General features: G+C 72.2%; 12 protein-coding genes. 5 read left to right on the forward strand and 7 right to left on the reverse strand.

Annotation, left to right across the window (positions count from 1 at the left end; translation table 11 throughout):
• Nucleotides 1-333: 333 nt before the first annotated feature.
• The 6 genes from glmM to QQG74_RS27730 all read right to left on the reverse strand — a co-directional run bounded on the left by glmM (nt 334) and on the right by QQG74_RS27730 (nt 4,957).
• On the reverse strand, nt 334-1,689 hold the full coding sequence (gene glmM / locus QQG74_RS27705) for a phosphoglucosamine mutase (protein WP_341717605.1): 1,356 nt from the start codon (nt 1,687-1,689) through the stop codon (nt 334-336).
• Between the two features lie 118 nt (nt 1,690-1,807).
• Entirely contained in the window at nt 1,808-2,272 is a 465-nt protein-coding gene (gene rpsI / locus QQG74_RS27710; protein WP_341717606.1) for a 30S ribosomal protein S9, read from the reverse strand.
• A gap of 20 nt (nt 2,273-2,292) precedes the next feature.
• Entirely contained in the window at nt 2,293-2,736 is a 444-nt protein-coding gene (gene rplM, locus QQG74_RS27715) for a 50S ribosomal protein L13 (protein WP_341717607.1), read from the reverse strand.
• Nucleotides 2,737-2,943: 207 nt separating this feature from the next.
• Complete coding sequence (locus QQG74_RS27720; protein ID WP_341717608.1) at nt 2,944-4,311, reverse strand: nitrate/nitrite transporter; 1,368 nt, start codon at nt 4,309-4,311, stop codon at nt 2,944-2,946.
• A gap of 105 nt (nt 4,312-4,416) precedes the next feature.
• On the reverse strand, nt 4,417-4,761 hold the full coding sequence (locus QQG74_RS27725) for a type II toxin-antitoxin system PemK/MazF family toxin (protein ID WP_341717609.1): 345 nt from the start codon (nt 4,759-4,761) through the stop codon (nt 4,417-4,419).
• Entirely contained in the window at nt 4,700-4,957 is a 258-nt protein-coding gene (locus QQG74_RS27730) for a DUF6364 family protein (protein ID WP_341717610.1), read from the reverse strand. Before QQG74_RS27730 ends, QQG74_RS27725 begins: the two co-directional genes overlap by 62 nt.
• A gap of 318 nt (nt 4,958-5,275) precedes the next feature.
• Here QQG74_RS27730 and QQG74_RS27735 point away from each other — a divergent pair, with 318 nt between their 5' ends.
• From QQG74_RS27735 to QQG74_RS27755, 5 genes are read left to right on the forward strand one after another with little or no spacing between them, the layout of a single operon-like run.
• Nucleotides 5,276-7,453 (forward strand): molybdopterin oxidoreductase family protein, encoded by a 2,178-nt coding sequence (locus QQG74_RS27735; RefSeq protein ID WP_341717611.1) that lies wholly within the window; start codon nt 5,276-5,278, stop codon nt 7,451-7,453.
• Entirely contained in the window at nt 7,450-8,895 is a 1,446-nt protein-coding gene (locus tag QQG74_RS27740) for an FAD-dependent oxidoreductase (protein WP_341717612.1), read from the forward strand. Before QQG74_RS27735 ends, QQG74_RS27740 begins: the two co-directional genes overlap by 4 nt.
• Before the next feature lie 23 nt (nt 8,896-8,918).
• Complete coding sequence (gene nirB, locus QQG74_RS27745) at nt 8,919-11,441, forward strand: nitrite reductase large subunit NirB (protein WP_341721416.1); 2,523 nt, start codon at nt 8,919-8,921, stop codon at nt 11,439-11,441.
• Nucleotides 11,438-11,785, forward strand: coding sequence for a nitrite reductase small subunit NirD (gene nirD, locus QQG74_RS27750; RefSeq protein WP_341717613.1), 348 nt, complete (start codon nt 11,438-11,440; stop codon nt 11,783-11,785). Before nirB ends, nirD begins: the two co-directional genes overlap by 4 nt.
• A complete protein-coding gene (locus QQG74_RS27755) occupies nt 11,786-12,874 on the forward strand; it encodes a uroporphyrinogen-III synthase (protein WP_341717614.1) in 1,089 nt (362 codons plus the stop codon).
• Here QQG74_RS27755 and QQG74_RS27760 read toward each other — a convergent pair.
• Nucleotides 12,871-13,872 carry a ferritin family protein gene (locus tag QQG74_RS27760; protein WP_341717615.1) on the reverse strand — a complete coding sequence of 334 codons (1,002 nt, stop codon included), beginning with the start codon at nt 13,870-13,872 and terminating at the stop codon, nt 12,871-12,873. The two genes, QQG74_RS27755 and QQG74_RS27760, sit on opposite strands and share 4 nt — an antisense overlap.
• Nucleotides 13,873-13,917 lie beyond the last annotated feature (45 nt).

Raw genomic sequence — 13,917 nt, forward strand, 5'->3', positions numbered from 1 at the left:
CCCGGTCGTGCTGCTATCGACGGCGCTGCTACCGGCGGTGCTGCTACCGGCGGTGCCGCTGCTGCTCCGCCGGCTACCGGGTGGCGCGGCTACCGGCCGGGGAAGACCGGCGATCACGGACAGGCCGACCAGCCGCCCACCGCCAGCCGCCAGCCGCCAGCCGCCAGCCGCCAGCCGCCAGCCGCCAGCCGCCAGCCGCCAGCCGCCAGCCGCCAGTGTCAACGAGACCGCCCTATCAACGGACCGCAGTGTAAGCGGGACCGCCGTGTCAACGGGCTGCGATGTTAAAAGGGGGCCCTTCCTATACCTGAGGCGTTAAAAAGGGGCCCTTCCTTACACCGCAGGGCTGGCGGTGCGGACCTGGTCGGCGATGCGTTCGGCGATTTGCTGCGCGGTCGCCTGGGTGGCGGCCTCGACCATCACCCGGACCAGGGGTTCGGTGCCGGAGGGGCGGAGCAGCACCCGGCCGCTCTCGCCCAACTCGGCCTCGGCCCGCTCGACCTCGGCGCGGACGGCGGGTGCGGTGGCGCCGACCGTGCGGTCGCCGACCGGTACGTTGATCAGCACCTGCGGCAGCTTGGTCACCACGGCGGCGAGATCCGCCAGGGTGCGGCCGGTGGCCGCCATCCGGGCCATCAGGTGCAGCCCGGTCAGCACCCCGTCGCCGGTGGTGGCGTACGCCGGCATCACGATGTGCCCGCTCTGCTCGCCGCCCAACGCCAGCCCGGAGGCGCGCAACTCCTCCAGCACGTACCGGTCGCCGACCTTGGTCTCGACCAGCCGGATGCCTTCGGCGGACATGGCCAGGCGCAGGCCGAGGTTGCTCATCACGGTGGCCACCAGGGTGTCGCCGGTAAGCGTGCCGGCCTCCCGCATGGCCAGGGCCAGGATCGCCATCAGCTGGTCGCCGTCGACCTCCTCGCCGTCGGCGGTCACCGCGACGCAGCGGTCGGCGTCGCCGTCGTGCGCGATGCCCAGGTCCGCGCCGTGTTCCACCACGGCCTGGCAGAGGGCGGCGATGTGGTTCGAGCCGCACTCGTCGTTGATGTTGAGGCCGTCCGGCTCGGCATTGATCGCGATCACCTCGGCACCGGCCTCCCGGTACGCCGCCGGAGCCACCTCGGCGGCGGCGCCGTTGGCGCAGTCGACCACCACCTTGATCCCGTCCAGCCGGTGCGGCAGCGTCCCGACGAGGTGCTGTATGTAGTGGTTGGCGCCGTCGAGCAGGTCGTGTACCCGGCCCACCCCCGCGCCGACCGGTCGCTCCCAGGCGGTCGTGGCGTTGGCCTCGATGGCCGCCTCGATCCGCATTTCGATCTCATCGGGCAGCTTGTGCCCACCTGCGGCGAAGAGCTTGATCCCGTTGTCGGGCATCGGGTTGTGCGAGGCTGACAGCATCACCCCGAGGTCCGCCTTGGCCTCGGCGGTGAGGAACGCCACCGCCGGGGTGGGCAGCACCTCGACTCGGATGACCGTCGCGCCGGCGCTGGTCAGCCCGGCCACCACGGCCGCCTCCAGCATCTCGCCGCTGGCCCGGGTGTCCCGGCCGACCACGGCCAGCGGGGCGTGGCTGCGGTCCGACTCGGCGAGGGTGTGCGCTGCCGCGACGGCCACCGCGAGCGCCAACTCCGGAGTGAGATCGGCGTTTGCCCGCCCGCGTACGCCGTCCGTGCCGAACAACCGGCCCATACCCGCCAACCTCCGATGAACTGCCGATGGGGAGAGAGAAACGGCCGGTCCACCTCTGCCCCTGGTCGAGGGGGAGGCGGACCGGCCGTTCGTCAGAAGTACAAGATGCGGCTGGAGATCAGCGCTTGGAGTACTGGGGAGCCTTACGGGCCTTCTTGAGACCGTACTTCTTGCTCTCCTTGACCCGGGCGTCACGGGTGAGGAAGCCGGCCTTCTTCAGCGCCGGACGGTCGTCCGGCTCGCTGACGATCAGCGCCCGGGCGATGGCCAGCCGCAGCGCACCGGCCTGGCCGGTGGTGCCGCCGCCACGCAGGTTGGCGATGACGTCGAACGACTCGGCCTTCTCGGCGGTGACCAGCGGGTCCTTGATCAGCTGCTGGTGCACCTTGCTCGGGAAGTAGGCTTCCAGGTCCCGGCCGTTGCAGGTGATCTTGCCGGAGCCCGGCACGATGCGGACCCGGACGATGGCTTCCTTGCGCCGACCCACGGTCTGGATCGGGCGGTCACCACGAGGCGCGCGGGCGACGGGCGCCGGCGCCTCGGTGGCCTCGGGGGCGACCTCGGTGGCGGTGATGTCGGTCATGCTGATTCCTTCGCCCGCGCTCACTGCGCGATCTGCTTGATCTCGAACGGCACCGGCTGCTGCGCGCCGTGCGGGTGCTCGGCACCGGCGTAGACCTTCAGCTTCTTGATGAGCTTACGGCCGAGCTTGTTGTGCGGGAGCATCCCCTTGACCGCCAGCTCGATGGCCCGCTCGGGGCGCTTGGACAGCAGCTCCTCGTAGCCGACCTGCTTCAGGCCACCCGGGTAACCGGAGTGCCGATAGGCGATCTTCTGCTGGCGCTTGTTGCCGGTCAGCGCAACCTTGCCCGCGTTCACGATGACGACGAAGTCGCCCGTGTCGACGTGCGGCGCGAAAGTCGGCTTGTGCTTGCCCCGCAGCAGCGTGGCGGCGTGGGTGGCCAGGCGGCCCAGCACGACATCAGAGGCGTCGATGACGTGCCACTGACGCTCGATCTCACCCGGCTTCGGGCTGTACGTACGCACAGGTCTACCTTGTCTCGTCGTCGGTCTGGGGTCGCGCGCCGAGGTGACCGGAAATTCCCGGCCTGACCAGCGCGCACGAACGACCAAGCGTACCTCAGGCGGCACGCCCACAGATGTCGTACAACAGCAGGCAACGATACCCGCAGCCCCACCGGCCGGTCAAAACGGGGTCCGACCGGTGCGGCTGCGGGGATCGGATGACCCCGGTCACACCCCGGCTCGTGCCATCCGGGTGCCGGCACGGAGATACGCCGCCCAGGTGACCACGATCAGGAGCAGGAAGAACCCGACGTAGAAGCGCAGCGCCGGCTCGATACCGCCGTAGCTGGACTTCGCCCAGGCGTAGCAGATCGGGACGAGGAAGCCGCCGAAGGCACCGACCGAGGAAATGACCCCCAGCGCGCCTGCGGCCTGCCGGCGCATCGCCAGCATCACCTCCGGCGAGCCGCCGAGGTCCTCCCCCTTGACCTGGAAGATCCGGCTGATCATCCGGTAGGTGGAACCGTTGCCGACCCCGGTGGCCACGAAGAGCAGCAGGAAGGCCACGAAGAACAGGCCCATGCTGCGTTGCTCGACGGACCAGAGCGCGGCCAGGGCGCCGACCGCCATCAGCATGAAGCTGGCCACCGTGATCCGGGCACCGCCGACCCGGTCGGCGAGCCGGCCGCCGAACGGCCGGCAGATCGAGCCCACCCCGGCACCGAGGAACGCCCAGGCCAGCGCGACGTCCGGCCGGCCGAAGACCGAGGTGAGCAGGGTCGGGAAGGCGGCCGAGTAGCCGATGAACGAGCCGAAGGTGCCGATGTAGAGCAGGGACATGATCCAGGTGTCCCGGTGCCGCAACGACGACCAGACCGGGCCCACGTCGGCCTTCGCCTCGGCCAGGTTGTCCATGAACAGGTACGCGCAGACCGCCGCGATCACCGCGAGCGGGATGTACATCAGGCCCGCCCGGGCCAGCGCGAGCCCACCACCGAGCACGATCACCTGCGGTACCAGGAACTGCACCACGGCCACGCCGATGTTGCCGCCGGCCGCGTTCAGACCGAGCGCCCAGCCCTTTTCCCGCTCCGGATAGAAGAAGGAGATGTTCGCCATGCTGGAGGCGAAGTTGCCGCCACCGAAGCCGGCCGTGGCGGCGATCAGCACCAGCGGCAGGAAGCCGATCTCCGGATGTTCGACCGCCCAGGCCAGGCCCGCGCAGGGCACGATCAGCAGCAGCGCGGAGATGACCGTCCAGTTCCGGCCGCCGAAGATCGGCACGGCGAAGGTGTACGGCAACCGCAGCAGCGCGCCGACCCCGCTCGGTACGGCGGTCAGCCAGAGCGCCTGGCTGGTGGTCAACTGCCAGCCGGCGTCACCGAGCCGGACGACGACGATGCTCCACAGCAGCCACACCGAGAAGCCGATGTGCTCCGCGAAGATCGACCAGATGAGGTTGCGCCGGGCGACCCGGCTGCCCACTGTCCGCCAGAAGCCGGGATCCTCCGGTGCCCAGTGCCCGATCCAACGGCCGCGCCGCTGGTCCAGGTCGATCTCTTCGATTGCCGCTGGTCGCGCGCTCGTGGTGGTCATGCCGGAAAGTTAGGAAGCGACAGTTACCGCGGCGTTCGCCGTTCGGGTCGAGGCGGCAACGGGGATCGCACCACCGACAGCCGGCGGCGGTGAGAAACCGGCGACTCAGAGCTGCTGGAGGATGCGCAACGCCCGGTCCACCCGCCGCATGGTCTCGGCGTCGGCCACGTCCACGCACTCGGTGAACCACTTCTTCATCGGTGACGAGATGCGGTCGGGCATCACCACCCAGCCGCCCATCGGCACCGCCAGGGGCGAGTCGCGCAGCAACGCCGCCTCGACCACCTCGGCGACGATCACGATGGGCACCGCGGTCGAGTTGTAGACATCGGAACTGATCACCAGCCCGAGCCGCTCCCGGGCCCCCTCGATGCGCCAGACCTCGCTCCTACGCAGCACGCGGGCGACCGCCGAAGAGCACGTCGTCGACCATGCCCACCTCCCGGGCATCGGCCAGCGCCGCTGCCTCCAGGTCCAGTCCGGCCCGGCTCACCGCGGCGGCGTGCGCGGCGAAGACCTCGCGCAGCGCCTTCTCCCGGGCCGCCTGGTCCATCCAGGCGGAAAGCGAGAGCCCTTCGCGCTTGGCGAAGCGCCGGGCCTCCGCGATCGTCTCGTCGGAGAACGACAGGGTCACCTTGGCCGTCATGCCGGCCAGATTACCCTCGGGTATGACAGTTAGTCATCCTCCGAATACCCCGACTCGTCACACCGGCTCGGAGCGTGGGCCGCCGAAGACGGCGCGCCGCGTCGTAGTTGCCCGCCACCGCGTCGAAAACCCGAGTCACCATCCATACCGGTCCGGCTATCCGCCACCCTCGACCTCGTCCCATAACTCAGGAAACTTGTTCCACATTGTAGACCGTTCGAACCGGCGCGTCGCCCCCGTGCGGTGTGAGCGGCTCTTGACAGGGCCGAAACAAACGGGACGCGGACCGGAAACCGCCCAACGGCACGCTTTGCCGACATGACAGACGGTGCACGAGCGGCGACGCTATCGGGGCCCACGCCCCGGGAGGTGGCGACGCACTGCCCGTACTGCGCCCTCCAGTGCGGGATGACCCTGCGCGAGGAGCACGGCCAGGTGACCGTGCTGCCCCGGGAGTTCCCCACCAACCGGGGCGGCCTCTGCCAGAAGGGCTGGACCTCGGCCGAGCTGCTCCACCACCCCGACCGGCTGACCACCCCGCTGCTCCGCGACCCGGCCAGCGGTGAGCTGCGCCCGGCGACCTGGGACGCCGCGCTGGAGCGGATCACCACCGGACTGCGCGACGTGCAGCGGCGGCACGGCCGCGATGCGGTCGCCGTCTTCGGCGGGGGCGGGCTCACCAACGAGAAGGCGTACGCGCTGGGCCGGTTCGCCCGGGTGACGCTCGGCACCCGGCACATCGACTACAACGGACGGTTCTGCATGTCCTCGGCCGCTGCGGCGGGCATGCGCGCCTTCGGTGTCGACCGTGGGCTGCCGTTTCCCCTGGCCGACCTCGGTCGGGCGGACACCCTGCTGCTGGTCGGCGCGAATCCGGCGGAGACCATGCCGCCGCTGATGCGCTGGCTGACCGAGCAGCGGCAGCGGGGCGGCAAACTGATCGTGGTCGACCCTCGGGTCACCGCCACCGCACGGCAGGCCGACCTGCACCTGCAACCCCTGCCCGGCACCGATCTGGCGGTGGCCAACGCGCTGCTGCACATCGCCCTGACCGCCGGCTACCTCGACGAGTCCTACATCGAGACCCGCACCCACGGCTTCACCGCCGTCCGCCGGACCGTGGCGAGTTGGTGGCCGGCCCGCGCCGAGGCGCTCTCCGGCGTACCCGTGGCCGACCTGGAGGAGACCGCCCGCGCCCTCGGCACCGCCGAGCGGGTCATCATCCTCACCGCCCGGGGCGCAGAACAGCACGCCAAGGGCGTCGACACGGTCACCGGCTTCGTCAACCTGGCGCTCGCGCTCGGCCTACCCGGCCGGCCCGGCTCCGGGTACGGCTGCCTGACCGGGCAGGGCAACGGGCAGGGCGGGCGGGAGCACGGGCAGAAGGCCGACCAGCTCCCCGGTTACCGGAAGATCGACGACCCCGAGGCGCGGGCACACGTCGCGCGGGTGTGGGGGGTGCCCGCCGACGAGCTGCCCGGACCGGGCGTGCCGGCGTACCAGTTGCTGGACTCGCTGGGCACGGCGGAGGGGCCACGGGCGTTGCTGGTCTTCGGCTCCAACCCGGTGGTCTCCGCACCTCGCGCCGCCCGGATCGAGGGCCGGCTGCGCGACCTGGACCTGCTCGTCGTCGCCGACTTCCTGCTCTCCGAGACGGCCGCGCTGGCCGACGTGGTGCTGCCCACCGCCCAGTGGGCCGAGGAGGAGGGCACGATGACCAACCTGGAGGGACGGGTGCTGCGCCGCCGCGCACTGCGCCGCCCCCCACCCGACGTCCGCACCGACCTGGAAATCCTCGCCACCCTCGCCACCCGCCTGCAAGGAAGGGCCCCTTCTTATCGCCTGGTGCATAGCAAGGGCCCCCTATTAACAGCCAGCAGCGACCAGGCGGCCGACGCCGCCGATCCGCGTACGGTGTTCGAGGAGCTGCGGCGGGCCTCAGCCGGCGGGCTCGCCGACTACGCCGGGATCAGCTGGGAGCGGATCGACGCCGCCGACGGGGTCTTCTGGCCGTGCCCGCGCGAGGACGAGGCCGACTCCCCCCGACTCTTCGCCGACCGCTTCGCCACCCCCGACGGGCTGGCCCGGTTCCACCCGGTGGAGCACCGGCCGGCCGCCGAGGAGGTCTGCGCCGAGTATCCGCTGCACTTCACCACCGGCCGGGTGCTCGCCCAGTACCAGTCCGGCAACCAGACCCGCCGGGTGGCCGCGTTGCGACGGGCGGCACCGGAAGCCTCCGTGGAACTGCATCCCGACCTCGCCGCCCGGCTGGGCGTGACCGACGGTGAACCGGTCCGGGTGGTCTCCCGGCGCGGCGAGTTCCGGGCGCCGGCCCGGCTCAGCTCGGCCATCCGGCCGGACACGGTCTTCGCGCCCTTCCACTGGGGCGGGGCGGCACGGGCCAACTCGGTCACCAACGACGCCGTCGACCCGATCTCCGGGATGCCCGAGTTCAAGATCTGCGCGGTCCGGGTGGAGAGAGCGGCAACGCCATGATCAAGCGCGGCGAACGGATCGTGGTGGTCGGCAACGGGATGGCCGGGTCCCGGCTGGCCGGGGAGCTGTACGCCCGGGGCGACGATCTGAAGGTCACCGTGCTCGGCGCGGAACCACACCGGGCGTACAACCGGATCATGCTCTCCACCCTGCTCGCCGGGAAGATCAGCGAACCCGACGTGGAGCTGGCGGAGATCGCCGGGCGCGGTGTCGACCTGCGGTGCGGGGTCACGGTCCGCGCGATCGACCGCGACAGCCAGCAGGTACGCACCGACGACGGCGACACCATCCCGTACGCCCACCTGGTGCTCGCCACCGGCAGCCGGCCGGTGGTGCCGCCGCTGCCCGGCCTGGACGCGCGTCCGCTGCCGGACCGGGTGGTCGCGTTCCGCACGCTCGACGACTGCCGGCGGATCGGCGCGCTTGCCGACGGTGCCCGCCGCGCCCTGGTGCTCGGCGGCGGGCTGCTCGGGCTGGAGGCGGCCCGTGGGCTGGCCGCCCGGGGCCTCGACGTCGGCGTGGTACACCGGGTGCCGTACCTGATGGAGCGCCAGCTCGACCCGACCGCCGGCGCCATCCTCGCCGACACGCTCGCCGACCTCGGCGTGACCGCCCACCTGGCCGTCACGCCGGTCGCGCTCGCGGCGGACCCCGCCGAGGTACGCCTGACGCTCGCCGACGGTACCCTGCTCGCCGCCGACCTGCTGGTGCTCGCCTGCGGGGTACGTCCCGACACGGCCCTGGCCGAGGCGGCCGGGCTGGCGGTGGGGCGGGGGGTGCTTGTCGACGACCGGCTGCGGACCAACGATCCACGGATCTCCGCGATCGGCGACTGCGCCCAGCACGAGAGCGGCCCGACGGGGCTTGTCGCACCGGCCTGGGCGCAGGCCCGGGTGGTCGCCCAACTGCTCACCGGCGAGGATCCGCAGGCCCGTTACCGGCCCCGACCGGTGGTGACCCGGCTCAAGGCGGCCGGCATCGACCTCGCCTCGATGGGCGACCCGGCAAGCGGTCCGGGCGAGGAGCTGACCTTCGCCGACCCGGCCCGGGGCACGTACGCCCGGCTGCGCATCCACGACGGCCGGCTGGCCGGGGCGATCCTGCTCGGCGACAACCCCTCGGTGGGCACGGTGATCCAGCTCTTCGACCGGGGGCAGCCGGTGCCGGCCGACCGGCGCGCGTTGCTGCTCGGCCGGGCCGTCGGCGGCGATGTTCCGACTCCGGCCGCGTCACCGGCGCTGATGCCGGACGCGGCCACCGTGTGCCAGTGCAACACGGTCAGCAAGGGCGCGCTGGTGAGCTGCTGGCGCGGTGGCGCACGCAGCCTCGACGCGATCGTCGCGGGAACTCGGGCCGGCACCGGCTGCGGCGGTTGCCGCGACGCGGTCGCCGGCATCGTCGACTGGCTGTCCCGGGCGGATCCGGTGGAGGTGGCGCGATGAGCAGCACCGAAGGAGGTGGCGCGATGAACGGCGGCAAGGTTGTCGTCATCGGTAACGGCATGGTCGGGCAGCGGTTCGTGGACGCGCTGCGCGACCGCGACCCGCAGGGACGGTGGCGGGTCACCGTGCTCGCCGAGGAGAACCGCCCGGCGTACGACCGGGTGCGGCTCTCGGCGTACTTCGACGGGGTGGCGGCCGACGAGCTGAGCCTGCACACCCCGCACGACGGGGTCGAGTTACGCCTCGGCGAGCCGGCCACCGGCGTGGACCGGGTACGCCAGGTGGTGACCACGGCCGCCGGTGAGCACCCGTACGACGTGCTGGTGCTGGCCACCGGCTCGTACCCCTTCGTGCCGCCGGTGGCCGGGGCGGACCTGCCCGGCGTCTTCGTCTACCGCACCCTGGACGACCTCACCGCGATCCGCGAGCACGCCCGCGGCCGGCGGACCGGCGCGGTGATCGGCGGCGGCCTGCTCGGTCTGGAGGCGGCGAACGCGCTGCGCCTACTCGGGTTGACCACCAGCGTGGTGGAGTTCGCGCCCCGGCTGATGCCGGTGCAGGTGGACACGGCCGGCGGCGCGATGCTTCGCCGTTACGTCGAGGAGTTGGGGGTGGCCTGTCACCTCGGCGTGGCCACCACCGCGCTGCGGTCCGGCCCGGACGGCGACGTCGCCGGGCTGGAGCTGGCCGACGGCACCGTGCTCGACGCCGACCTGGTGGTGGTGGCCGCCGGCATCCGCCCCCGCGACGAGTTGGCCCGCTCGGCCGGGCTCGGACTCGGTCCGCGCGGCGGGGTGCTGGTGGACGCCGCCTGCCGGACCGCCGACGAGCGGATCTACGCGGTGGGCGAGTGCGCGGCGGTCGACGGCACCTGTTACGGGCTGGTCGCCCCGGGCTACGCGATGGCCGAGGTGGTGGCCGATCGGCTGGTCGGCGGGGCGGCCACCTTCCCCGGCGCGGACACCGCCACCAAGCTGAAGCTGCTCGGTGTCGATGTCGCGTCCTTCGGTGACGCGCACGGCACCACGCCGGGCTGCCTCGACGTGACCTGGACCGATCCGGCCACCCGGGTCTACGCCAAGCTGGTCCTCTCCGACGACGCGACGACGCTGCTCGGCGGGGTGCTGGTCGGTGACGCGGAGGCGTACCCGACGCTGCGCGCGAGCGTGGGCGGGCCGCTGCCGGCGGCGCCGCTGACGTTGCTCGCCCCCGCCGGTTCGGCCGGTGCGACGGCCGGTGCGCTGCCCCCGTCCGCGCAGGTCTGCTCCTGCAACGCGGTCACCCGGGCGGACATCGACTCGGCCATCGCCGCCGGCTGCGCGGACGTGCCGGCGCTGAAGGCGTGCACCCGCGCCGGCACCAGTTGCGGCTCCTGCGTACCGATGCTCAAGCAGTTGCTCGACGCGGCCGGCGTCGTCCAGTCCCGAGCGTTGTGCGAGCACTTCGACGTGGGCCGGCAGGAGTTGTTCGACATCGTCCGGGTACGCGGCATCCGGACCTTCTCCCGGCTGATCGCCGAACACGGCCGGGGTCGGGGCTGCGACATCTGCAAGCCGGTCGTCGCCTCGATCCTCGCCTCGCTGGGCAACGGGCACATCCTCGACGGTGAGCAGGCGTCGTTGCAGGACACCAACGACCACTTCCTGGCGAACCTGCAACGCGACGGCAGCTACTCGGTGGTGCCCCGGATCCCCGGCGGGGAGATCACCCCCGAGAAGCTGATCGTCATCGGCGAGGTGGCCCGGGACTTCAACCTCTACACGAAGATCACCGGCGGGCAGCGGATCGACCTGTTCGGCGCCCGGGTCGACCAACTGCCGCAGATCTGGCGCCGGTTGGTCGACGCCGGCTTCGAGTCCGGGCACGCGTACGGCAAGGCACTGCGTACGGTGAAGTCCTGTGTCGGCGACACCTGGTGCCGGTACGGGGTGCAGGACTCGGTCGGGCTCGCCATCGCGCTGGAGCTGCGCTACCGGGGACTCCGCGCGCCACACAAGATCAAGTCGGCGGTCTCCGGGTGCGCCCGGGAATGCGCCGAGGCCCGGAGCAAGGACTTCGGCATCATCGCCACCGAGACCGGCTGGAACCTCTACGTCGGCGGCAACGGTGGCTTCCGGCCCCGGCACGCCGACCTGTTCGCCACCGACCTGTCCACGGCGGCGCTGATCCAGCTGATCGACAGGTTCCTGATGTACTACATCCGCACCGCCGACCGGCTACAGCGCACCGCCGCCTGGATCGAGGCGATGGAGGGCGGTCTCGACCACCTTCGGGCGGTGATCGTGGACGATTCGCTCGGCCTCTGCGCGGAGTTGGACGCCGCGATGGCCCGGCACGTCACGTCCTACTCGGACGAGTGGCGGGACGTGCTTGAGGATCCGGAGCGGCTGCGCCGGTTCACCTCGTTCGTCAACGCTCCGGAGGTGCCCGACCCGTCGATCGCCTTCGTCACCGAACGCGGCCAACCCGTACCGATCGGTGGCCGACCACCATCCGACGGCGGCCGGCAACCGGTCGCGCTCGGCCTGCCGGAGGTACGGCGATGAGTGCCCCGACCATGCTGCGCTGGACCGTGGTCTGCCCGCTCGACCGGCTGGATCCGGACCGGGGAGTCGCCGCCCTGGTCGACGGGGTGCAGGTGGCGCTCTTCCGGACCACAGAGGGGCTGTACGCAGTCGACAACCGCGACCCGGTGACCGGCGCGTACGTGTTGTCCCGGGGAATCGTGGGCAGCCGGGGCGGGGTGCCCACGGTGGCGTCGCCGCTGCACAAGCAGGTGTACGACCTGCGCACCGGAAACTGTCTCGACCTGCCCGGGGTCTCGGTGGCCCGGCACGAGGTCCGTTGCCGGGACGGCATGGTCGAGGTGCGGCTGCGACAGGAGGGGTGAATGCGCGAGGAACTGGCCGGCTTCACCATCGGGGTGACCGCCGACCGACGGCGGGACGAACTCGCCGCACTGCTGCAACGGCGCGGCGCCCGGGTGGTGCTCGCTCCCGCGCTGCGGATCGTGCCGCTCGCGGACGACACCGAACTACGCGAGGCCACCCGCGCCTGCCTGGACCGGCCGCCGGACATCCTGATGGCCAACACCGGCATCGGCATGCGCGGTTGGCTGGAGGCGGCCGAGGGGTGGGGGCTGGCCGAGCCGCTGCGCTCGGTGCTCGGCGGCGCGTACGTGGTGGCCCGGGGACCCAAGGCGCGCGGCGCGATCCGCGCGGCCGGCCTGTACGACCAGTGGTCCCCCGCCTCGGAAAGCTGCGACGAGGTGGTCGACCACCTGCGCGAGCGGGGCGTGGCCGGGCAGGTGATCGCCATGCAGCTGCACGGTGAACGGCAGCCGGAGTGCACCCGGGCGTTGGAGGAGGCCGGCGCCACCGTGATCGAGGTCCCGGTCTACCGCTGGGCCCCACCGACCGATCCGGCACCGCTGCACCGGCTGGTCGACCTGGTGGCCGGCCGGCTGGTGGACGCGGTCACCTTCACCTCGGCACCGGCGGCGGAGGCGCTGGTACGCGCCGCCGGTGACCGTACCGAGGCGGTGCTTGAGGCGTTTCGCGGCGACGTGCTGGCCAGCTGCGTCGGGCCGGTGACCGCGGAGCCTCTGGTCCGGCGGGGGGTGCCGGTCAGTGCGCCGAGTCGGGCCCGGCTCGGCGCACTGGTCCGGACGATCGTCGACGAGCTACCCCGGCGGACGGTCACCATCAAGGCGGCCGGCCACCTGCTCACCCTGCGCGGGCATGCCGCCGTGGTCGACGGGGAACTACGCCCACTCGCCCCGGCACCGATGGCGGTGCTGCGGGCGCTGGCCGCCGCGCCGGGGCGGGTGCTCTCCCGTACCGCCCTGCTGCGTACGCTGCCGCGCGGCGCCGACGAGCACGCGGTGGAGATGGCGGTGGCCCGGCTGCGGGCCGGTCTGCGTGCCCCGAGGGTCGTGCAGACCGTGGTCAAGCGCGGCTATCGGCTCCGGGTCGACTAGCTGCGGGCCTCGGGTCGAGCGGACGTCGGCTGCCGGTCGGCGGCGGCGGCCCGGGTCCCCTGCGTTCCCCCGCCGAGGACCAGGTCGACCAGCGCGTCCAGGAAGTCCGAGGCGTGGCCGGCCTCGTCCCGGGCGATCTCGGCGAAGAGCGCGGCGGCCTCGCTCTCCCCCACCGACGCGGCCTGCCGGCTGAACGTCGGATCAATGGTGGTGGCCTCGTGCTGCTCACCGGCGATCGTGGTACGCAGGTTCGCCTCGTTCCCGCCGACCAGGCCGTACAGGTTGGCTGCCTCGGCGAAGTGCTCGCCGAGTTCCTGGCTTGCGGTGTTCTCGAAGAGGCGGGCCAGCCGTAGCCGGCCGGTGGCCCGGGCGTGCTCGGCGTACGCGGTGTACCGGGCGTAGGCGAACGCCTCGCCGCGCAGCGTCGCCAGCAGGTTCTCCTGGGTTTCACCGGAGCAGGCGGGCTCGGTGGCCTCGATCGGCACCGGCGGGACCGGTACCCCGACCGGCACCCGGACTCCGCTGCCGGGATGGGTGATCGCGAAGAGCGCGATCCGGAACCGTTCGGCGTGCACTCCCTCGTCCCCGGCGAGTTCGTCCCAGAGCGCCGCGGCCGGCAGGCAGCCGTCCCGGCGCGCCTGCTCGGCGTAGCGCGGGTAGGTGACGGTGTGCTCCTCCGACTCACCGGCGATCGACTCACGGAGGTTTGCGGTGTTGCTCCGGACGAAGTCGATCAGCTCGGCCTGCTCCGCGAAGTGTTCGTCCAGCTCGGTTTCTGCCGTGCTGCGGAACAGTTCCGCGATCTCCGCCTGCCCGGTCCGTGCCGCCTCCTGCGCGTACGCCAGGTAGGCGGCGTGCGCGAACGCCTCCCCCTCCATCGCGGTGAGCGTGTCGGCGCGGGTGGTCGGATCGGAGACCGCAGCTCGCGCGGGTGTGCCGACCAGCCCGACGCCGAGCGCCGTCCCCACGAGCACTGCGATGACTCTGGCCTTCTGCATGGACTCCCCCTCCAATCAGCGCGCAAAGTGCGCATTCCTTCACGC

Origin of the sequence: Micromonospora sp. FIMYZ51 (assembly GCF_038246755.1) — a bacterium.
Lineage (GTDB): Bacteria > Actinomycetota > Actinomycetes > Mycobacteriales > Micromonosporaceae > Micromonospora.

Excerpts from the sequence above, each read along its gene's own strand:
- nirD (WP_341717613.1), top strand. The coding sequence starts at position 11,438 with ATGAGTGCCCCGACCATGCTGCGCTGGACCGTGGTCTGCCCGCTCGAC.
- QQG74_RS27755 (WP_341717614.1), top strand. The coding sequence starts at position 11,786 with ATGCGCGAGGAACTGGCCGGCTTCACCATCGGGGTGACCGCCGACCGA.
- rpsI (WP_341717606.1), bottom strand. The coding sequence starts at position 2,272 with ATGACCGACATCACCGCCACCGAGGTCGCCCCCGAGGCCACCGAGGCG.
- QQG74_RS27725 (WP_341717609.1), bottom strand. The coding sequence starts at position 4,761 with ATGCCCGGGAGGTGGGCATGGTCGACGACGTGCTCTTCGGCGGTCGCC.
- QQG74_RS27735 (WP_341717611.1), top strand. The coding sequence starts at position 5,276 with ATGACAGACGGTGCACGAGCGGCGACGCTATCGGGGCCCACGCCCCGG.
- nirB (WP_341721416.1), top strand. The coding sequence starts at position 8,919 with ATGAACGGCGGCAAGGTTGTCGTCATCGGTAACGGCATGGTCGGGCAG.
- QQG74_RS27740 (WP_341717612.1), top strand. The coding sequence starts at position 7,450 with ATGATCAAGCGCGGCGAACGGATCGTGGTGGTCGGCAACGGGATGGCC.
- QQG74_RS27720 (WP_341717608.1), bottom strand. The coding sequence starts at position 4,311 with ATGACCACCACGAGCGCGCGACCAGCGGCAATCGAAGAGATCGACCTG.
- QQG74_RS27730 (WP_341717610.1), bottom strand. The coding sequence starts at position 4,957 with ATGACGGCCAAGGTGACCCTGTCGTTCTCCGACGAGACGATCGCGGAG.
- glmM (WP_341717605.1), bottom strand. The coding sequence starts at position 1,689 with ATGGGCCGGTTGTTCGGCACGGACGGCGTACGCGGGCGGGCAAACGCC.
- QQG74_RS27760 (WP_341717615.1), bottom strand. The coding sequence starts at position 13,872 with ATGCAGAAGGCCAGAGTCATCGCAGTGCTCGTGGGGACGGCGCTCGGC.